Source organism: Streptomyces sp. NPDC058664 (genome assembly GCF_042716635.1).
GTDB lineage: Bacteria > Actinomycetota > Actinomycetes > Streptomycetales > Streptomycetaceae > Streptomyces.
Genome location: NZ_JBHXRW010000007.1, coordinates 152,384 through 172,013, shown reverse-complemented (window position 1 = coordinate 172,013; position 19,630 = coordinate 152,384). Strand labels below are relative to the sequence as shown.

Annotated in this window: 18 protein-coding genes and 1 pseudogene; 12 read left to right on the top strand and 7 right to left on the bottom strand. The window is 74.6% G+C overall.

Annotated features, from left to right (window positions below):
• Positions 1-83 precede the first annotated feature (83 nt).
• Complete coding sequence (locus ACFWUY_RS08730) at positions 84-2,069, top strand: DUF5107 domain-containing protein (RefSeq protein ID WP_384103882.1); 1,986 nt, start codon at positions 84-86, stop codon at positions 2,067-2,069.
• Positions 2,070-2,481: 412 nt separating this feature from the next.
• Here ACFWUY_RS08730 and ACFWUY_RS08725 read toward each other — a convergent pair whose 3' ends face one another.
• Together ACFWUY_RS08725 and ACFWUY_RS08720 are read right to left on the bottom strand one after the other, a co-directional pair.
• Positions 2,482-3,327 carry a methyltransferase domain-containing protein gene (locus tag ACFWUY_RS08725; protein ID WP_384103880.1) on the bottom strand — a complete coding sequence of 282 codons (846 nt, stop codon included), beginning with the start codon at positions 3,325-3,327 and terminating at the stop codon, positions 2,482-2,484.
• Between the two features lie 90 nt (positions 3,328-3,417).
• A complete protein-coding gene (locus ACFWUY_RS08720; RefSeq protein ID WP_384103878.1) occupies positions 3,418-3,936 on the bottom strand; it encodes a GNAT family N-acetyltransferase in 519 nt (172 codons plus the stop codon).
• Positions 3,937-4,162: 226 nt separating this feature from the next.
• Between ACFWUY_RS08720 and ACFWUY_RS08715 the strand changes: the two genes are divergently transcribed.
• The 3 genes from ACFWUY_RS08715 to ACFWUY_RS08705 all read left to right on the top strand — a co-directional run bounded on the left by ACFWUY_RS08715 (position 4,163) and on the right by ACFWUY_RS08705 (position 8,030).
• Positions 4,163-5,407, top strand: coding sequence for a sulfite oxidase (locus tag ACFWUY_RS08715; RefSeq protein WP_384103875.1), 1,245 nt, complete (start codon positions 4,163-4,165; stop codon positions 5,405-5,407).
• 126 nt (positions 5,408-5,533) lie between these two features.
• Entirely contained in the window at positions 5,534-6,775 is a 1,242-nt protein-coding gene (locus ACFWUY_RS08710; protein WP_384103873.1) for an aminotransferase class I/II-fold pyridoxal phosphate-dependent enzyme, read from the top strand.
• 193 nt (positions 6,776-6,968) lie between these two features.
• Positions 6,969-8,030, top strand: coding sequence for an MBL fold metallo-hydrolase (locus ACFWUY_RS08705; protein WP_384103870.1), 1,062 nt, complete (start codon positions 6,969-6,971; stop codon positions 8,028-8,030).
• Here ACFWUY_RS08705 and ACFWUY_RS08700 read toward each other — a convergent pair.
• The gene (locus tag ACFWUY_RS08700; RefSeq protein WP_384103867.1) at positions 8,010-8,672 is read right to left on the bottom strand and encodes a DedA family protein; all 663 of its coding nucleotides are present in this window, start codon (positions 8,670-8,672) and stop codon (positions 8,010-8,012) included. The two genes, ACFWUY_RS08705 and ACFWUY_RS08700, sit on opposite strands and share 21 nt — an antisense overlap.
• A 184-nt stretch (positions 8,673-8,856) precedes the next feature.
• Entirely contained in the window at positions 8,857-9,636 is a 780-nt protein-coding gene (locus ACFWUY_RS08695; protein WP_384103864.1) for an MBL fold metallo-hydrolase, read from the bottom strand.
• A 135-nt stretch (positions 9,637-9,771) separates the two neighbouring features.
• Here ACFWUY_RS08695 and ACFWUY_RS08690 point away from each other — a divergent pair, with 135 nt between their 5' ends.
• From ACFWUY_RS08690 to ACFWUY_RS08660, 7 genes and pseudogenes are all read left to right on the top strand, one after another.
• Positions 9,772-10,176, top strand: a complete 405-nt coding sequence (locus ACFWUY_RS08690; protein ID WP_384103861.1) for a hypothetical protein — start codon at positions 9,772-9,774, stop codon at positions 10,174-10,176.
• Between the two features lie 209 nt (positions 10,177-10,385).
• Positions 10,386-12,527 (top strand): phage holin family protein, encoded by a 2,142-nt coding sequence (locus ACFWUY_RS08685; protein ID WP_384103858.1) that lies wholly within the window; start codon positions 10,386-10,388, stop codon positions 12,525-12,527.
• 66 nt (positions 12,528-12,593) lie between these two features.
• Positions 12,594-13,991: an amino acid permease gene (locus ACFWUY_RS08680; protein WP_384103855.1), complete on the top strand. Its 1,398-nt coding sequence runs from the start codon at positions 12,594-12,596 to the stop codon at positions 13,989-13,991.
• A 166-nt stretch (positions 13,992-14,157) separates the two neighbouring features.
• Positions 14,158-14,538: a hypothetical protein gene (locus ACFWUY_RS08675; RefSeq protein WP_384103852.1), complete on the top strand. Its 381-nt coding sequence runs from the start codon at positions 14,158-14,160 to the stop codon at positions 14,536-14,538.
• A gap of 58 nt (positions 14,539-14,596) precedes the next feature.
• A complete protein-coding gene (locus tag ACFWUY_RS08670) occupies positions 14,597-14,752 on the top strand; it encodes a hypothetical protein (RefSeq protein WP_384104005.1) in 156 nt (51 codons plus the stop codon).
• A 4-nt stretch (positions 14,753-14,756) separates the two neighbouring features.
• A pseudogene (locus ACFWUY_RS08665) lies at positions 14,757-15,722 on the top strand (alpha/beta-hydrolase family protein); the annotation flags it as partial.
• Positions 15,723-15,846: 124 nt separating this feature from the next.
• Entirely contained in the window at positions 15,847-16,347 is a 501-nt protein-coding gene (locus tag ACFWUY_RS08660; protein ID WP_384103849.1) for a hypothetical protein, read from the top strand.
• A gap of 109 nt (positions 16,348-16,456) precedes the next feature.
• On the opposite strand, the gene ACFWUY_RS08655 is transcribed toward ACFWUY_RS08660, so the two are convergent.
• The gene (locus ACFWUY_RS08655) at positions 16,457-17,095 is read right to left on the bottom strand and encodes an IS5 family transposase (protein WP_384103846.1); all 639 of its coding nucleotides are present in this window, start codon (positions 17,093-17,095) and stop codon (positions 16,457-16,459) included.
• 280 nt (positions 17,096-17,375) lie between these two features.
• Complete coding sequence (locus tag ACFWUY_RS08650) at positions 17,376-17,828, bottom strand: hypothetical protein (RefSeq protein ID WP_384103843.1); 453 nt, start codon at positions 17,826-17,828, stop codon at positions 17,376-17,378.
• 493 nt (positions 17,829-18,321) lie between these two features.
• Here ACFWUY_RS08650 and ACFWUY_RS08645 point away from each other — a divergent pair, with 493 nt between their 5' ends.
• Positions 18,322-18,744 (top strand): hypothetical protein, encoded by a 423-nt coding sequence (locus ACFWUY_RS08645; protein ID WP_384103840.1) that lies wholly within the window; start codon positions 18,322-18,324, stop codon positions 18,742-18,744.
• On the opposite strand, the gene ACFWUY_RS08640 is transcribed toward ACFWUY_RS08645, so the two are convergent.
• Entirely contained in the window at positions 18,734-19,549 is an 816-nt protein-coding gene (locus tag ACFWUY_RS08640) for a helix-turn-helix domain-containing protein (protein WP_384103837.1), read from the bottom strand. The two genes, ACFWUY_RS08645 and ACFWUY_RS08640, sit on opposite strands and share 11 nt — an antisense overlap.
• Between the last annotated feature and the right edge of the window lie 81 nt (positions 19,550-19,630).

The window sequence follows — 19,630 nt, the reverse complement described above, 5'->3', positions numbered from 1 at the left end:
GCACCGTGAAGGCCCTGCCACCTGGCGCCGTCCGGCGGGGAGAACCCCTGGTCAGGACGGCCAGCGGAGTGTTCCATGGGGCCATGACGACCGTTCGACGTGCCGTACTCACGCTGCCCGCGGCCCCGTTGGGCCCGGACAACCCTCTTCCCGCGCTGCGGACACCCGCCGGTGCCGGAGCCCACGCGGTCGACGCGCGGACCCTCGCGGAACTCCCGCGCGACATGGCCCGGGGCATCGGGCGGGCACCCCTGCGCAGCCTGCTGCCCGCCCCGGTGCGCGACGGCTACGGCCGTGAGCGCACCCCCACGGACCTCGACACGATCGTGATCGAGAACGACCGGCTCCGGGTGACCGTGCTGCCCGGCCTCGGCGGCCGGATCCACTCCCTCCACCACAAGCCCACCGGGCGCGAACTCCTCTACCGCAACCCCGTGTTCCAGCCCGCCGCCTTCGCGCTCAACGGCGCCTGGTTCTCCGGCGGCATCGAGTGGAACATCGGGGCCACCGGCCACACCACCCTGTCCTGCTCGCCCCTCCACGCGGCGACGGTCCGCGCGCCCGACGGCGGACCGATGCTCCGCCTGTGGGAGTGGGAGCGGCTGCGCGATCTCCCCTTCCAGGTCGACCTGTGGCTCCCGGACGGCTCCGACTTCCTGTACGCCGGGGTCCGGATCCGTAACCCCCACGAGCGCACCGCCCCCGTCTACTGGTGGTCCAACACCGCCGTCCCCGAGCACCGCCGGGTCCTCGCGCCCGCCGACGCGGCCTGGCACCACGGCTACGAGCGCGGCCTGCGCCGCCTGCCCGTCCCCGTCGCCGAGGACGGCACCGACCGCACGTACCCCCTGAACGGCACCCACGCCGCCGACTTCTTCTACGACCTGCCCGAGGGACAGCGCCGCTGGATCGCCGCCCTCGACGAGGACGGCACCGGACTCGTCCAGACCTCCACCGACCGGCTGCGCGGCCGCAAGCTCTTCCTGTGGGGCACCGGGCGCGGCGGCCGGCGCTGGCAGGAGTGGCTGACGGAACCCGGCACCCCCGGCTACGCCGAGATCCAGGCCGGACTCGCCCGCACCCAGCTGGAGCACCTGGAACTCCCGGGCGGTGCCGAGTTCAGCTGGCTGGAGGCGTACGGGCCGCTCGCCGCCGACCCCGCCGCGGCGCTCGGCGACGACTGGGCGGCCGCCCGCGCCGACGCCGAACGGAGCCTGGCCGGCGCCCTGCCCCGGGACGCGGTCGACGAGGCGTACCGGGCCTGGCGCGAGGACGCGGCCGACACCGCGCCGGAGGAGGTCCTCGCCGTCGGCTCCGGCTGGGGAGCCCTCGAAGTCCTGCGCGGACGCCACGACCTGCCGGGCACGCCGTTCCCCGAGTCGACGCTCGGCCCCGACCAGGAGCCCTGGCGGGAACTGCTCCGGACCGGCGTCCTACCGCCCCCGGCGGACAGCGCCGTGCCGGGCGCGCCGCTCGTCGCCGCGCCCTGGCGGGACATGCTGGAGACCGCCCCCGCCGATCCGACCACCGAGTACCACCTCGGCATCGCGCAGTGGCACGCCGGTGACCGCGCCCAGGCGGTACGGAGCTGGGAGCGGGGGCTCAAGGAGGCCGGCGTGCGCTGGCCCCTGCTGTACTGCCTGGCCGTCGCCGACCGGGAGGACGGACACCTCGACCGGGCCGCCGAACGCTTCACGGAGGCCTTCGCCGACCACGAAGCCGACCACGAGGCGGGCCAGGAGACAGAGCGCGGAGCCGGCCACGAGGCGGTCGCCGCCGCTCTCGGCCGTGAGGCGGTCGAGGCGCTGCTGGCCGCAGGCCGGCCCGAACACGCCAGGACCCTCTGGGGCCGGCTGCCGGAGCGGGCCCGGGACGGTGGAGCCTTCCGGCTCCTCGAAGCGCGGCTGCTGCTCGCCGAGGGCAGGAAGGACGAGGCCCGGACCGTCTTCGACACCGGCTTCGAGGTCGCGGACCTGCGCGAGGGCGCCGAGATCCTGGGCGAGGTCTGGGCCCGCCTCACCGACGAACCCCTCCCGTACGCCTACGAGTTCAGGATGCGTCCGAGCTGAGGACGGGCCGGGGAGGGCGCCTGGTCGCTACCCTGGACGGGGCGGGGGCCGTGGCGGTACGGAGACGGTGACGGTACGGAGACGGTGACGGGGCGGCGGCCTGACAAGGACGGTGGCCCTGACGGGACGCCGGTCCTGGCAGGGCGGGGGAGGGTTCGGAGATGGCGGCCTGGGCGACGCAGGAGTGCCGGTGCGGGCATCCGCGTTTCCGTCACGGGGCGCCCCGGTTCTCGGGGGCCTGCGACACCTGCCTCTGCGACGCCTTCGTGATGCCGCCGCCCGCGCCGGTCCTCCAGGATCGGGCCCCGCCCCCGGAGCCGGACCGGACACCCCATCCGAGCTGCCCGCGTCAGGACCCGGACTGCATCGGCGTACACCACGACCTGTACTGAGACGGCCGGCTGCCCGCCGTTCAGGGCACCCGGCACAGGATCTCGCCGTGCGGGACCATGAACCAGGCGTCCTCCCGCGTGCCCCACTCCCGCCAGGCCTCCGCGATCGACGCCAGCTCGGCGGCGGTCGCGTGGCCGCCGGACACGGCCAGGTCCGCGTACGAGGAGTCGGTCGTACGGTCCGCCCACAGGCCGCTCCACCAGGCACGCTCCTCGGCGGTGGCGAAGCACCAGGAGGTGGCCGTCGTCGTGATGTCGGTGAAGCCGGCCCGCCGGGCCCAGGAGACCAGGCGCCGTCCCGCGTCCGGCTCGCCGCCGTTGGCGCGGGCGACGCGGTGGTACAGGTCCAGCCAGCCGTCCAGTACGGGCCGTTCGGGGAACCAGGCGAAGGCCCCGTAGTCGCTGTCGCGGGCCGCGACGACGCCGCCGGGACGGCACACCCGCCGCATCTCGCGCAGCGCCTGGACCGGGTCGCCGACGTGCTGGAGCACCTGGTGGGCGTGGACGACGTCGAAGGAGTCGTCGGGGAAGTCCAGGGCGTGGACGTCGGCGACGGTGAACTCGACGTTGTCCAGGCCGCGTTCGGCCGCCACGGCACGGGCCTTCGACAGGACGCCGTCGGCCGCGTCGACCGCGGTCACCCGGCCGGGCGCGACCAGGGCGGCCAGGTCGGCGGTGATGGTGCCGGGCCCGCAGCCCACGTCCAGGACGTCGAGGCCGGCGTGCAGCGCGGGCAGCAGGTAGGCCGCCGAGTTGGCGGCGGTCCGCCAGCTGTGCGAGCGCAGGACCGACTCGTGGTGGCCGTGGGTGTAGACGGCGGTCTCGTGGGCCGCGTCGTGCGCGGACGGAGCGGAGGCGTGCGTCATGGAAGCGACTCCCTCGGTGTGGGCGGGTGTCATCACCGTACGCGCGGATGTCGCATGATGAGACCTGCGTCTTGAAATGTGGACAAGGCCTCAGGTGAACAGGTCCCGCCCGTAACGGAGTTCTTCCAGGACGCGGCCTCCCGTCTCCTCCCGTACGACCTCGCCGTCCGGCCGCCAGCCCGCCGCCTCGTAGAACCGGCGCCCCCGCGCGTTGCCCGCGAGCACCCACAGCGCCGCCGTACGGAAACCGGCCACCACGAGCGCCTCCGTGGACGCCGAGAGGAGCGCCCGCCCCACGCCCGTGCCCCACGCCTCCGGCAGCGCGTAGAGGGCGGCCAGCTCGGCCGTCGTGGCGGGATCGAGCCCCTCGCCCGACCAGGCCCGGAAACAGGAGAAGGCGAGCACCCGCCCGCCGGCACCCGTCGCCACCAGGACCGTCGGCCGGTCGGGGGCCGTCAGCCGGGCCCGCCACACGGCGGTGCGCTCCGCCACGTCCAGGGCGTCCAGGTAGGGGGCGGGGAGCAGGTCGCGGTAGGCGGCCCGCCAGGACAGGACGTGCACGGCGGCGACGGCCGCCGCGTCCTCGGAAGACGCTTCACGTATCGGCATCCCGCATTGTCGACCGGCGACCGGCCCGACCGCCTCCCGGTTCGCCGGGCCCTCGGCCGGACTCCCGGCCGGGCCCTCGAGGCAGGGGCCGCGCCCGGACACGCGCGCCGACCTGACGAAGCCTCTGTGACAGCACGATGAACGGACCGTCCGAACCGCCCCCGCGCCCCTAGGATCGGCGCGCCGCCGCCCGGTGGCGCGTCCCTCCCACGTGCCGAGGAGTCCCGTGCCGAACCCGTCCACGCCCGACCGCCGCTCCCTCCTGAAGCTGCTCGCGGCGGGTTCCGCGGCCTCCGCCGTCGGCGGGCTCACCGCCGCCGCCCCCGCGTACGCCACGCCCACCGGCACGGGCGCTCTCGCCACGCCCGCCCGCACCGGCGCCCTCACCGCGCCCGGGATCGTCAAGGCCCTTCCGCCCGAGCACTTCACCGTCCGCGGCACCAACGCCGAGGCGCGGTTCGACGGCTTCGCCGACACCGGCCTCCTCACCCCCGCCGACCGCTTCTTCGTCCGCAACCACACCTCCACCCCCGTCCTCGACGCCGCCGACTGGCGCCTGACGCTCTGGGGCGACGGGCTCCACGGCCGCGGTCCCTTCCACCTCACCTACGGACAGCTCCGCGACCTGCCCTCCGTCACCCGTACGGCCCTCATCGAATGCGCGGGGAACGGCCGCAGCCTCTACGCGAGCCAGCAGGGCGAGCCGGTCACCGGCACCGCCTGGACCCTCGGCGCCGTCGGAGCCGCCCGCTGGCGCGGCGCACGCCTCTCCGACGTGCTCCGGCTCGCCGGGATCGCCCGCGACGCCGTCGACCTCCAGCCGCGCGGCCTCGACGACCCGTACGTCTCCGGCGGCGTCGACTTCGGCCGGGTCCGCCGCCCGCTGCCGGTCGCCAAGGCCTTCGACGACGTGATCCTCGCGTACGAGATGAACGGCGAGCCGCTCCCGTACGACCACGGCCACCCCGTCCGGCTCGTCGTGCCCTCCTGGGTCGGCATCGCCTCCATCAAGTGGCTCGGCGACATCGAGGTCTCCACCCGGCCGCTCGCCTCGCCCTGGTCCACCGACTGGTACCGCCTCTTCGGCGCGGCCCACCCGGCCGGAGGCAGCGCCCCGATAAGCCGCCAGACCCTCAAGTCCGGCTATCAGCTGCCCTTCGGCGCCACCCTGGAGGCCGGCAGGCTCCACCGGCTCACCGGCCGCGCCTGGTCCGCCCTCGCGCCCGTGCGGACGGTGGAGGTGTCCACCGACGACGGCGCCCACTGGCGTCCCGCCCGGCTCCTCGACGCGCCCCGGCGGGACGGCTGGGTCCGCTGGAGCGTGCCGTGGCGCCCGCACCGCACCGGGTCGGTCGCCCTGCTCTCCCGTACCACCGACGCCGCCGGCAACACCCAGCCGGACCGGGCCGTCCACAACACCCAGGGCTATCTCTTCAACGCCGTCGTACGGCACCCCGTGACCGTCGCCTGATCCCGCCGCCCACTGCTTGAAGCGACACCTGAAGCGACTCCTGGAGCGGCGAAAACCCCCGAACCTTCGTATAAAGGGCACGGGGGTGCCGTGCCGGCGCCCCCGTGCGCTCAGGAGGTACGGGACATGCGGCAGACGGCTCCGGACGGCCGTGGCCCGGTGCGTTACGGTCCTCCCGACCCCGACACCGGCCTGCCGGGCCTGCCCGTCCTGCCGGGCCTCGCCGGGCTCCTCGCGGCCGCCGCCGGACGGACCACCCCCGAGCCGCCCGGTGGCGGCCCCGTCCTGCGCGAGGCGGCCTCCGGCTACTGGTGGCGCCGCGGCCTGCGCACCCACCCCGAGGACGTGGTCGCCGCCCCCGGTGCCCCCGCTCTGCTGCTCGCCCTCATCGCCGCCCACGGCGGCGACCTGCTGCTGCCCCGGCCCTGCCCCGCCCGCTGGACCCCGCAGGCCCGCCTCCTCGGCCGCCCCGCCTACCACGTGCCGACCCCCGCCGAGTGCGGCGGCGTCCCCGACCCGTACGCCCTCCTGGAGACGGTCCGCCGGATCCGCGCCGAGGGCGGCGCCCCCCGCCTCCTGCTGCTCTCCGTCGCCGACGACCCCACCGGCACCGTCGCCCCGCCCGAACTCGTCCGAGAGGCCTGCGAGGCCGCCGTCGCCGAGGGCCTGCACGTCATCAGCGAGGAGACCTGGCGCGACACCCTGCACCGTCCCCACGACACCGTGTTCCTCAGCCCCGCCGAGATGTGCCCGGACGACGTGACCGTCGTCAGCGACCTCGGCGGCGCGCTCACCACGGCCGCCTGGCCCTGCGCCGTCGCCCGTTTCCCGCCCACCGATCCGTCCAGGGCCGACCGCTGGGCCGACCGCCGGGCACGCGTCCTCGACGTGCTCACCGTCCTCGGGGCCGTCGTCCCCGGCCCCGTGGCCCCCGCGGCGGCACACGCCCTCGACGAACCCGAGGACGTCACCGTACGGGCCCGGCTCGCGGCCACCGTCCACGGCCGCCTCGCCGGGGCCGCGCACCACGCCGTCCTCGCCGTCGGCGCCCTCGCCCGGCCTCCGCAGTCCGGCCGTCACCTCTACGCCGATCTCGGACCGCTGCGGGAGGGGCTCGCCGCCCGGGGCGTCACCGACTCCCTGGAACTGGAGAGCCACCTCACCGGGCGGCTCGGCGCCCCGGCGACCGGCGGCCACCGCTTCGGCGACGAACTGGGCGCGCTGCGCGTGAGGTTCGGCACCGGCATGTTCCTGGGAAACACGGAGGAGGAGAGAACCGAGACGCTGGGGTCCCCGGACCCCCTGGACCTTCCCCACGTGGCCCGCGCGCTCGCCGAGTTCGGGGGAGCCCTGGAGGAACTCCGATGACAGCACGAGCCGCAGGAGCCGTCCGTACCGTACGAGCCGCTCGTCCTGTACGAGCCGTCCGAGAAGCCCGCACCGTCCGAGAAGCCCGCACCGTCCGAGAAGCCCGCACCGCCCGAGCAACTTGCTCCGCCCGCCCCACCCGCCCCGCACGTCGATCCCGCCCCGTACGACCCGCGGAGAACGGAGTCCGTAGATGACCGAACGGACGGCACCGCCCGCGCGCGCCGCGCAGACCCCGGCCACGGCTCCCGCGTCCGCGCCCCCCTCCACGCCTCCCTCCGCGCCCACGCCCGTCCTCCAGCCCGTCGGGCGGCTGCGGTCGGACTGGCCGCGGACCTTCGCCGACCGGCTCACCGCGCCCCTGCCCGGTGTCCGGGCCCTGGCCCGGTTCGCCCGCGAGGGAGCCGTACGCCCCCGTCCCGAGGGCCTCCGCGACATCCCCCTGCTGCCGTTCGAACCGGGCCCGCTGCCACCCGCCGGACCCGACACCCTTGCCGTCACCTGGGCGGGGCACGCGAGTTGGGTGCTGCGGCTCGGCGGGCTCACCGTCCTCACCGACCCCGTCTGGTCGCGCCGCATCTTCGGCACTCCCGCCCGGCTCACCCCGGTCGGGGTCCGCTGGGCGGACCTGCCGCGTATCGACGCCGTCGTCATCAGCCACAACCACTTCGACCACCTCGACGCCCCCACCCTGAAACGGCTGCCCCGGCACACCCCGGTCTTCGTCCCGGCCGGCCTCGGCCGCTGGTTCACCCGCCGCCGGTTCAGCCGGGTGACCGAGCTCGACTGGTGGGAGGCGGCCGAACTCGACGGCGTCCGCTTCGACTTCGTCCCCGCGCACCACTGGTCCAAGCGCACCCTCCTGGACACCTGCCGTTCCCTGTGGGGCGGCTGGGTGCTGACCGACCGGGCCGGCCGCCGGATCCACTTCGCGGGGGACACCGGTTACGGCCACTGGTTCGCCGAGATCGGCCGCCGCTACCCCGGCATCGACCTGGCCCTGCTCCCGATCGGGGCCTACGATCCGCGCTGGTGGCTCAGCGACGTCCACACCGATCCGGAGGAGGCCGTCCGAGCCCACCGGGACCTGGGGGCGAGGCGGATGGCGCCGATGCACTGGGCCACGTTCGTCCTCTCCTCCGAGCCCGTCCTCGAACCCCTCACCCGGGTCAGGGCCGCCTGGGAGAAGTCCGGGCTGCCCCGAGAGGACCTGTGGGACCTGCCGGTCGGCGGCTCACGGGTGCTCGTGCCCTGAAGGCGCCTCGCGGGGCGTCCCCCGGACCCGCCGCCACAGCGCCGGGACCGCGCTGATCAGCAGCGTCAGGCCGACCGCGGCGACGACCCCCTGCCACGGCTCCGGGAAGAGCGAACCGCCCAGGACGCCGATCAGCTGGTACGTGGCCGCCCACGCCAGGCAGGCCGCGACGTCACCCCGGACGAAGCGCCGCAGCGGCATCTCCGCGAGCAGGCACGCCAGCATCACCGGGATCCGTCCCGCCGGCACGAGCCGGGACAGCACCAGGACGGACACCTGGTGGTCGGCGAGCCGCTCCTGGGCGTGGGCGAGCCGCTCGGGGCTCGCCCGGCCCCGCAGCGTGGCGAGCCACCGCGAGCCGTTGCGGGACCGGACCCCGCGCTGCCCGAGCCAGTAGAGGGCGGCGTCGCCGAGACACGCGGCGAAGGCCGCCACGAGGAAGACGAGGAGCAGTGGCAGCGGCGAGGACTGGTGGAAGGCGACCACCGCGGCCGAACTGACGATCGCGCCCGTCGGCACGACCGGCACCAGGGCGCCGAGCGCCACGAGCAGGAACAGGGAGGGATAGCCGACCGCCTGCTGGGTCGACTCGGGCGGCAGCTCCCGCACCGCCGCCGCTATCCGGGTGAACCCGTCGATCACCACGCGCCCCCCGGCCGCCCCGCCGCCCCGGCCCGCCACGGTGCCGTTCCCGCTCGCCCGGTCGTCCCGGACCGTCCTGCCGTTCCCGCTCGCTCCATCGCCGTTCCCCGCCCCACCACCGCTCCCCGCCCCACCACCGCTCCCCGCCCCACCACCGCTCCCCGCCCCACCACCGCTCCCCGCCTCACCTCGCGACCTCCGGCCGCACCCGTTCGCCGTGGCCGAGGAGGTGGACCGCCACCTTCGGCGCGAGCCGTGCCGCGTGCCGTACGAACTCGTCCCCCGGCGCGTGGAACTCGTGCGGCCGGACCCCGTCGAGGCCGATCGGCCAGTACGTGCCGTAGTGCACCGGCACCGCCGCCGCCGGCGACAGCGCCGCGAGCGCCTCGGCGGCCCGGCCCGCGTCGAGGTGGCCGTGCCCGAGGTACGGCCCCCAGCCGCCGACCGGCAGCAGTGCCACGTCCACCGGCCCCACCGCCTCCGCCATCCCGTCGAAGAGACCCGTGTCCCCGGCGAAGTACGTGCGCGCCTCGCCCTCGACGACGTACCCGAGCGCGGGAGCGCGATGCGGTCCGACCGGCAGCCGCCGTCCGTCGTGGAGCGCCGGGACGGCCCGTACCGTCACCCCCTCCACCGTCACCGTGTCGCCCGGTCCCACCTCGGTCAGCCGCACCCCGTTCGCGTCGAGCCTGCGCAGTCCCGGTACGGCGGCGGGGGCACCGCGCGGCACGACGAGCAGAGTCCCGGGCGCGAGCCGGGCGAGCGAGGGGAGATGCAGGTGGTCGGCGTGCAGATGCGAGACGAGAACGGCCTCGGCCGCCGCGGCCCCGGGCGGCGGCAGGGCACCACGGCGCCGCCGCAGATGGGCGAGCCGCCGGGCGAACAGCGGATCGGTGAGGAAGCGGACCCCGGAGTCCTCGACCGTGCAGGTCGCGTGACCCCACCAGGTGACCTCCACCGGCATGCCGCCTTCCGTCCTCGGGGGCTCCGGCCGCCGTTCACGATGTCGCGACCGTCCCGTACTTCCCCAACGAGGGTAAATGCCCGGAGCGGGCGCCGGAGGATGTTCGGCCGCGCCGTCCCGCAGTAGGGTCGGCCCATGGACGACGTTCGGGTGGCGGCGATCGCCAGCCTCACCCCGCTCGAAGAGCTGGACAGCGAGCCCTTCCTTGTCGACACGCGGGGCCAGCACGCGGTGTGCGCGCGCTGGGCGGACGACCAGGGGTACGTGGTCGCCCGCCAGTTGCTGTTCTACGGCATCCGGCCCGACCACGCGGCACTGTGGGCGGACGTGGAGGCGGGGGCGGTCGATCTGTTCGTCGCCGCCAACGAGCGGGTCCTCGCACGCGCGTTGACCTCCGTGCCCGGCTTCCGCGCCGAGTGCGCGCGGCGCGGGGTGCGCCTGGAGACGGTCTGCTCCGAGGAGCCGGTGTACGACGCGGCGGCCAAGGCGGGGGTGCACCGGCGGCTCTCCATGCCGACGGCCGGGTACGACGGTTCCTGATCCCGCACACGACCTGACACGCCGACCTGCGTCGGGACCTGCCTCGGGACCTGCCTCGGGACCTGCTCCGGGATCTGACACGCGACCTGCCCCGGGAGTCCGACACGCGACCTGACACACCTGGGCCCGTCGCCGTCACCCGTTTCCCACGCCGACCGCGGGCGTTGTGCCACGCTTGAGGCAGGAAACGGGCGAAAGGTGAAGTGGGCGTGGGTGACGGGCGATGGGGTGGCGCCGACCGCTGGCGGTCCGCGGGCCGTGCGCTGGGGCGGGTGGCCGTGGTCTGGGCGGTGTCCACGCTCACCCTGCTGATCCTCGCCGGGCTGCTCCCCGACTTCCAGCTCCAGTCCGCCGACGGCGACACCTTCACGAGGACCGCGCTCACCGCCGCCGCGGCGGCCGGCGCGTTCGGTCTGCTCGGCGCGCTCGTGTGGCCGCTGATCGTACGGGCCCTGCTGCTCGTCCCGGCCCTCGTCCTCGGCCTGCTCGTGTTCTTCCTCAACGGCTCGCTGCTGCTCGTCGCGCTCTGGCTGATCCCCGACGGGCGCGGCGCCGCCGACCCGGAGACCGCCGTCGCGGTCGCCGCCGTCATGTCCGCCGTCGCCTCCGCCACCTCCACCGCCCTCGCCGTCCGCGACGACGACGCCTACCGGCGCCGCCTCTACCGGCTCACCGGCCGCACCCGGCCCCGCGCGCCGGGCGACGCCCCCGAGCAGGTGCCCGGCACCGTCTTCCTCCAGCTCGACGGCGTCGGCCACCACGTGCTGCGCGGCGCCGTCGCCGACGGGCTCATGCCGACCGTCGCCGGCTGGCTCGACGCCGGCCACCGGCTCACCCCCTGGCGCACCGACTGGTCCAGCCAGACCGGCGCGAGCCAGCTCGGCATCCTGCACGGTTCCAACGAGGACGTACCCGCCTTCCGCTGGTACGAGAAGGACACCGGCCGGCTCATGGTGTCGAACCGCCCGGCCGGCGCGGCGGAGCTCCAGCGCCGGGCGGTGCGCCGCACCGGGGACGGCGGGCTGCTCACCCTCGACGGGGCCTCCCGCGGCAACCTCTTCAGCGGCGGCGCCGACCAGGTCGCCCTCGTCCTGTCGGTGGCCGCCCGGCGCGGCCGGCGCAACCGCTCGCGGGCCGGCTACTTCGCGTACTTCTCCGACCCGGCCAACGCCGTCCGCACCGCCGGATCGTTCGTCGCCGAGTGCCTCCGCGAGATGGGCCAGTCGACCAGGTCGCTGCTGCGCCGCGAGACCCCGAGGGTCTCGCGCGGCGGCACGTACCCCTTCGTCCGCGCCTTCGCGACGGTCCTGGAGCGGGACGTCGTGGTCTCCGCCGTGATGGGGGACATCCTCGCGGGGCGGACCGCCGTCTACGCCGACCTCGTCGCCTACGACGAGGTGGCGCACCACTCGGGCCCGCACGGCCGGGACACCGACCAGGTCCTGCGGCGGCTCGACCGTTCGATCGCGCTCATCGCCACCGTCGCCGAGCACGCCCCGCGCCCGTACCGGATCGTGCTGCTCTCCGACCACGGGCAGAGCCCCGGCGAGACCTTCGAAGGGGCGTACGGGCTGACGCTGAAGGACCTCGTCAGGGCCGGCTGCGGGCTTCCGGTGCCGCGTCGGGTGCGCAGGACTCGCAGCGGTTCGGAGGCGCGGGACGCGGCCAGGGACGCGCTGCGCCTCGCGCTGCACCGGCCGGTGGACGAGTCCGACGAGACGGCGCGGGAGCTGCCCGCCCGGCCCTCGGAGCCGGTCGTCCTCGCCTCGGGCAACCTCGGTCTCGTCTCCTTCCCCGACGTGCCGCACCGGATGACCCGGGAGGAGATCGACCAGCGCCACCCGGCGCTGCTCCGTACCCTCGCGCACCATCCGGGCGTGGGCTTCGTCCTCGTGGCGAGCGCCGAGCACGGCTCGGTGGTGCTCGCCAGGGGCGGGGTGGAGGTGCCGGTCTCCGCGCTCGACGACGGGGGACCGCTGGCGGTCTTCGGGCCGGGAGCGGCGGACGCGGTGCGGCGTACGGACGGCTTCTCGCACGTCGCGGACATCATGGTCAACTCCATGTACGACCCGGCGACCGGCACCGTGCACGCCTTCGAGGAGCAGATCGGCTCGCACGGCGGTCTCGGCGGCGAGCAGTCGCACCCCTTCCTCCTCTCGCCGCCGGAGCTGTCGCCGCCGGTCGCCGAGGGGGAGGCGCTGGTCGGTGCGGAGCAGGTGCACCGGGTGCTGCGGCGCTGGCTGCGGGAGTGCTCGGGTCCGCAGGTGCCGCTGGAGATTTCACCGTCCACGGACGGATCGGAACCACTTCTTCCGGTTGATGGCCGGGTCGTACAGGACGAAAACCTCTGATTTGGACGTGTGTTCGTCGTTACCGGACGATGGTCCGGATTTGTACGACGGAAGGCGCACCACCCCATGAGCACGGCCACCACAACTCCACAGAGCGGACCCCGGACGGACCCCGGGCCGGCCGACCGGCGTTCCCGCCGCTTCGGACTCCCCGTCGCGACCGCCCTGGTCATGGGCAACATCATCGGCGGCGGAATCTTCCTGCTGCCCGCCTCCGTCGCACCCTTCGGCACCATCAGCCTGGTCGCCTTCGGCGTCCTCACCCTCGGCGCGATCGCCCTCGCCCTCGTCTTCGGCCGTCTCGCCCACCGCCACCCCCGGACCGGCGGACCGTACGTCTACGCCCGCGAGGCCTTCGGCGACTTCGCCGGATTCCTGACGGCATGGTCGTACTGGATCACCACCTGGGTCTCCAACGCCGCCCTCGCCGTCGCCGCCGTCGGCTACCTCGACGTGCTGATCCCCCTCCACGGCTCGCTGCCCGCCACCATCGCCGCCGCCCTCCTCATCCAGTGGCTCCCGGCCCTCGCCAACCTCGCCGGCACCCGCTGCGTCGGCGCCGTACAGCTCGTGGCCACCGTGCTCAAGTTCCTGCCGCTGCTGCTCGTCGCCGTCGGCGGACTGTTCTTCTTCGACAGCGACAACCTCGGGCCCTTCCACGCCGGCGGCGGCAGCGCCCTCGGCGCCGTCTCCGCCTCCGCCGCGATCCTGCTCTTCAGCTACCTCGGCGTCGAGTCGGCCGCCGTCAGCGCCGGCGAGGTCCGCGACCCGCGCCGGAACGTCGGCCGCGCCACCGTCCTCGGCACCCTCGCCGCCGCCCTCCTCTACCTCCTCACCACCCTGTCCGTCTTCGGCACCGTCCCGCACGAGCGGCTCGTCACCTCCAACGCCCCCTTCACGGACTCCGTCAACCTCATGTTCGGCGGCTCCTGGGGCGGCACCGCCGTCGCCTGCATGGCCCTCGTCTCCATGGTCGGCGCCCTCAACGGCTGGACCCTGCTCAGCGCCCAGACCCCGTACGCGGCGGCCCGCGACGGCCTCTTCCCGAAGGCCTTCGCCCGCAAGCGGCGCGGGGTCCCCACGGTCGGCGTCCTCGTGACCGTCGTCCTCGCCTCGCTGCTCACCGTCTACAACTACACGGCCGGCACCGAGGGCGTCTTCGAGACCCTCGTCCTCGTCACCACCTTCACCGCCACCGTCCCCTACCTGCTCTCCGCCGCCGCCCAGTTCCACTTCCTCCTCTCCGGACGGTCCGACCGGGTCCACCGCCCCCGGCTCGTCCGCGACACCCTCCTCACCCTCGCCGCCTTCGGCTTCTCCCTCTGGCTGGTCGCGGGTTCCGGCTACGCGGCCGTCTACCAGGGCGTGCTGTTCCTCTTCGCCGGCGTGCTCGTGTACGCCGGGATGTCGGCCCGCGGGCAGCGCGCGACGGCCGACGGCCGGGCCGGCGCCCCGCGCCCGTAGGGAACGGCGGAAGAGGCCCCCGGCGGACCGGCCCTGCCGACCCTTACCGGCTTTCCGTCTCTTCCGGCCTTACCGGCACGTCAGGCCTTACGCCGCTCGGGCGGATCTGCGTCCCGGCGGGCCTCCCCGGAGTCCTCGCGGGGCAGTACGGATCACCGTGAGCCCCGTGAACCGGACGACCGGAGCGCCCGCCGGACCGGCGGGCGCTCGGGTGCGCCCCGTACGGGGCGGGCGCGCCTGGATCGTGCTGCTCCTCGTCCTCGCCGCCCTCGTCGGCACCGGCACGTCGGGCGTTCTCCCCGGCGGCGCCGAGTTCCGCGCCGCGGCGGCCGCCCCGGCGCCCGACCCCCACGGCGAGACCCACGACCCGTCCGCCGCCGAGACCGGACTGCCCCGCCGGGCCCGGCGGCACCGTACGGGCGCCCGCCCGGCCCCCGCGCGGCGGCACCCCCGTACCGGCCGTCGGCGACCGTCCCGTACCGCCGCCCCCGCTCCCGTACCCGCCCCGCGCGACGACGTGCTCCGGCGCGTGGTGATGCGCTGCTGAGAGGCCCGCACCTCCCGGCAGCCCCCCGACATCACCCCGCACCACGAGGAGTTCCGTCATGCCCGTCGACCCGTTCGCCGCCCTCCAGGCCCTGCTGCGTGCCGAGGCCTCCCGCTCCCGGCTCACCGAACGCCGCTCGGCCGAGCCCGCCGAACCGGCGTCGCCCGCCCCGGCGCCCGAGCGGCCCGCGCCCCGCGAGGACCCTGCCCGCTGACGTCTACGTACCCTCCGCGCTGCCCGCAGCCTTCGAGGACGACCAGCCCTTCGCCGCCCAGGCCCGGCTCGCCGTCCGTGAACTCGCCCGCACCGGCGCCTTCGACCGCGCGGTGCTCGCCGTGGCCGGCACCACCGGCACCGGCTGGGTCGACCCGAACGTCGCCGAGGCTCTGGAGTACATGTACGGGGGCGACACCGCGATCGTCGCCGCCAGTACTCGTACCTCCCCAGCTGGGTCTCCTTCCTCGTCGACAAGGAGAAGGCGGGGCAGGCCACCCGCGCCCTCCTCGACGCCGTGCGCGCCCGCCTCGACACCCTGCCCGCCGACCGCCGGCCCCGGCTCGTCGTCACCGGCGAGAGCCTCGGCGCGTACGCCGTCGAGGCCTCCTTCGACGGTGTCGACGACCTCCTCGCCTCCACCGACGGCGCCCTCCTCATGGGCGCCCCGAACTTCTCCCCGATCTCCCGGGAGATCCGCCGCGACCGCGACCCGGGCAGCCCCGTCTGGCGGCCCCAGTACCGGGGCGGCGCCCACGTCCGCTTCGCCCAGTTCCCCGAGACGGACCTCGCCCGCCCGGCCGCCGCCTGGGAGCGTCCGCGCGGTCTACCTGCAGAACGCCTCCGACCCCGTCGTCTGGTGGTCGCCCGACCTCCTCCTGAGCCGCCCCGCCTGGCTCGACGAACCCCTCGGCCCCGACGTCACCCCGGAGATCACCTGGTTCCCCTTCGTCGCCTTCTGGCAGACCTCCGTGGACATGGCCGTCTCGTACGGGGTCGGCGCCCCGCACGGCCACCGCTACGGAGCCGGGGCCGTCGACGGCTGGGCCGCCGTCCTCCCGCCACCCGGCTGGACCACGTCCGACACCACCCGCCGGAACAACACCCACAACTCGTCCGGCACCAGCCGCTCGATGAGATCCGTCATGCACGGCTCAACGAATGATCACGCTATGAGAAGCGACGTCTGAGAAGCCGTTGTCTTTCCGACAGTGACGGGTGCGTTTCCGCTGGTCGGGCATAGTGGCGGTGCCTCGGTGGCAGAGGCGGGGTGTCGTGTCGTCTCTTCGGTGGAGGTGCCGGATGCCGTCGGTGATGAGGCTGCTTGAGGAGCGCGAGCGTGCTGCTCGGCAGCGGGTGGAGGTCCTGCAGGCCAAGCTCCGAGAGGCGGAAGCCGCGTGGGAGCGGTTCGTGATTGCTCGTCAGACGGTGGCCGAAGTCCTGGCAGAACCTCCTGTGGGCGAGGAGGCGTCGCTGGCCGGGGTGGCCGGGGTGGCCGGTGAACGGCCTGCGCGGGTCGCCGGGGCGGTGCCCGGCTCGGTGGTTCCCGCCTGGAGGGAAGGGCTCGCTCTCGACTCACTGGCGCCGGACTACCAACGGCTCGTGGAGGTCCTGGCGGGGAGCGGGGAGCGGGGAGCGGGGAGCGGGGAGGAGATGGACTGCGGGCAGCTCGCGGCGGCCTTGGGTCTGGAGGCGGTCGCGGCGAAGGTGGAGGGAGTGCGGTCGAAGGTGAAGCGCCTGGCCGCGCGGGGCTGGATGGCCGAGGAACGTTCGGGGGTGTTCAGCGTGCTCGCCGGGCGAGCCGGCGGCTCATGACGATGCTCATCGACCACCGGATCATCGCCTCGGAGGTGTCGGTGCGGGTCTCGTAGTCGCGGACCAGGCGGCATGAGTGCATCAGCCATGCGAACGTCCGTTCGGCCAGTCACCTTTTCGGCGGCACCACAAAGCCCGTGGCGTCGTCGGTGCGTCTGACCACCGTCGGCGCGATCCGCAGGACATCGCGGGCGAGGTCGACCAGGCGTCCGGTGCAGCCGCCGTCGGCCCACACCGGCGAGATGCGCCAGTGCCGCATCCGCAGCCGCTCCAGCAGCGTCCGGCCGGCCTCGCGGCCGGTGACGGATGCGGCGGTGACCATCACGGCCGGCGGAAGCCCGAGGGTGTCCACGACGATGTGCCTCTTGCGGCCGTTCACCTTCTTCCCGCCGTCGAACCCCCGGCCGGCAACCGGCACCGACGCGGCCCCTTTCACCGACTGCGCGTCGATGATCCCGGCGGTCGACTCCGGAGCACGGCCCGACGTCTCGCGGACCCGGTCACGCAGCCGGTCGTGGAACTCGGCGACCAAGCCCTTGTCCCGCCAGCGCCGGAGAAAGGCATGGACGCGGTCCCATGCGGGGAAGTCCGCAGGAACCGCTCTCCAGGCAATGCCGCCCGCAACCAGGTGGCGCACCGCGTCGACCAGCTGCCGGTGGCAGTAGCTCTCCGGCTGCCCGCCCCTTCCCTCCAGCCGGGCGGGCACGGGCATCGCGTCGCGCACGACTGCCCACTCCGCGTCGGTCATGTCCGAGGGGTGCCTCGGACGCCTGTGCGGCCGACCCCCGGCGTTCCCGAACCGGTGAGCGAGGCAATCACACGACAGGGGAGCGGAGTTGGACGGCAATGTCACGGAGACGGAAAACTGAGGCACCAGGGGTCTCCTGTTGCTCGACTGGATCCGGCACCCACGAGCTGTACGGGAGGCCCCACTTTCATGCCCTGACGACCAGGAGATCGCCCGACCGAGTCGGCAGACTCGAACTCACGATCATCACGATCGATAGAGCAAACGCTGGTCAGCGCACTCAGCGCACGAAGTTCGTTACTGTGCCGTGGTTGTCGGGAGAGGTCAGGCCCCAGAGGATCAGCCCCACGATGATTGCCAGCAGGATCAGCCCCGGCACGTTATCGGGCCCCCAATCGACGGGCTGCCGAACCGGTGGGCCGGGTGTGGCGTCGTCGCGTGCAGCGTCGGAGTCGGCGCGCTGCCAGGGCGCGACCTCGGCCTCACCCCGGGCGATCCGCGCGGCCACGTGGCGCACGTCGGCCGCGTGGTACGCCGGCTCGCGGGTCAGGTCCGAGGAGGGCGCAGCCGAGGTGCGTACGCTGTTGGCCCGCGCCACGGCCCTGATGCTGATCGGCCTGATCTGCGGCCAGATCTCCCGGACTTCGGCCTTCGTCAGCCAGCCTTCCCCGTCCTCAAGGTCCTGCTCGTCCGCCGCCCCCATTCGAAGTCCGCCCCCTCGCTCGCCGATCACCCTTGGCTTGATACCCAGAGCTTGATACCCAGACCGCCGAAAGATCACCCGGCCGGGCAGTCGCACTCGAACGCACGCCCACCGCGATCGGTAGAGAAACGGCTTCTGAGGCGGCGCTTGCCTGCGAGCGTGCCGGCGGTTCGAGCCCGTCCGTACCCACCGGCAAGGAGTCGTGCCCCGGAGGGTGGAGGGCGGAGCGTGGTTTGCCTGGAGGCCACGAGCGCCTCCCTGCCGACTCGGGGAACCAGACGGGGAGCCACCCACGGCGACACCCGGCGGACGCAGACGGACTTCGGGGACATCCGTGGCCCCTCGAGGGGCGGGGGGAGCGGGTGCTTGACCGAGGCCCCGGGATGCCCCCCATTACCTCCCGGGTAATCGACCCGCTCCCGGGCCGCGCGGCATGCTCGGGGCACCGGAACCCGGGCGGCGCACTCCGCTCGGGCTCCGGTCCACCGCCCGCGCGAACGTCCCCCATGGAGGGTGATCCGCCATGTCCCAGGCCCTGCTCACCGGTCTCGCCCGCACCACCCGGCCCCAGACGGCGGTCCGCCGGTTCCTCGCCCTCGACGCCGTCGTCACCGGGGCCAACGGCATCGCCTACGCCGCCGCCTCCGGACCGCTCGGGGAGTTCCTCGGGATCGACGCGGGGCTCCTCCTCGAACTCGGTCTCTTCCTGGCCGTGTTCGCCGCCGGGGTCGGCTGGCTCGCCACCCGTCCCCAGCCCCCGGCGCTCGCCGTGAAGCTCGTCGTCGACGTCAACGTGCTCTGGGCCGTCCTGAGCGTCGTCGCCCTCGTCGCCTGGCTGGAGCCGACCACCGCGGGTCTGGTGTGGACGCCGATGCAGGCGGCCACCGTCGCCGGGTTCGCCGTACTCCAGTGGACGGCGCTGCGGGCCGCCGACCCTACTCGCTGACCGCCGGCAGGGACCGGAGGTACGCGACCGTCGCCGGGTCGGCCGGGAGGAACGTCTCGATGGCCAGCTCGGCGACGGTCACGTCCATCGGCGTGTTGAACGTCGAGATCGACGACACGAACGACAGCACCCGCCCGTCGTGCTCGATCCGGAGCGGCAGCGCGAAGTACGGATACGGCTCCGCGTCCGGCCGGTCCTCCGGATCGACCTCCGCCGGCAGCGGATACGCCGCCACCTCCTCGTACAGCGCGCGCAGCGACTCCGAGCGGGCGAGCGCGATCTGACGGTCCATCTGGGCCAGCAGGTGGCCCCGCCACTCCCGCAGGTTCCGGATCCGGGGCGCCAGGCCCTCCGGATGCAGGGTGATCCGCATCGCGTTCATCGGTGGCGTCAGGAGGTGTTCCGGCAGCCCGTCGAGGAGCAGCCCGATCCCCCGGTTGGCCGCCACCACCGTGTACGTGCCGTCCACCACCAGGGCGGGGTAGGGCTCGTAGCCGTCGAGCAGCTGCTGGATCCCCCAGCGCAGGGTGTCGAGGCGCGGCGCGTCGAGCGGCGACTCCGTGTACCGGGGCGCGTACCCGGCGGCGAGCAGCAGCGCGTTCCGCTCGCGGACCGGCACCTCCAGGTGCTCGGCCAGCCTCAGGACCATCTCCTCGCTCGGCCGGGCCCGGCCCGTCTCCACGAACGAGATGTGCCGCGCCGAGGAGTCCGCGCGCAGCGCCAGCTCCAGCTGGCTCAGCCGCCGCTGCTCACGCCAGCCCCGCAACAGCGGCCCCACACCCGTGTCGCTCACGACAGTTGTCATGGCCAGACGGTATCCCAGAGGGGGACCCGGGTACGTTCCCCCGGGGACCCCTGTCCGTCACCCGCGCCACCCGACCGGAGG